We start from the raw sequence: 289 nt of genomic DNA, 5'->3' as shown, positions 1-289 counted from the left end.
AATAAACAACGAGCGCCGTGAGCCGTGGACCGTATTGCACATGATTCGTGACATGTGATGGGAATTCGGCTTGTTGAACACATCGACAATGTGGACACGATTTCACTTCACGTTCATGTTGTGTCACTTCAATCGACACGGGAGGCAGATCAAACACTTGACCGCCACAGGAGGGACATCAAACACTTGACGGATATCGACTTTGAACGGTTTGACTTCACGCAAAGAAGCCCCACATCCTTGACACGTATGCACACGGTGGACGACACGATGATGTGGATGTTCCACT

The 289-nt window shown here is 49.1% G+C and carries 1 pseudogene; it reads right to left on the bottom strand.

Annotation, left to right across the window (positions count from 1 at the left end):
* A pseudogene (locus tag ETB99_RS14800) lies at nt 1-289 on the bottom strand (IS66 family transposase); the annotation flags it as partial.

Source organism: Anoxybacillus sp. CHMUD, from assembly GCF_013096965.1.
Taxonomy (GTDB): domain Bacteria; phylum Bacillota; class Bacilli; order Bacillales; family Anoxybacillaceae; genus Anoxybacillus; species Anoxybacillus kestanbolensis_A.
The sequence above is the reverse complement of the archived record's forward strand: the minus strand, read 5'-3'. Positions and strand labels throughout refer to the sequence as shown.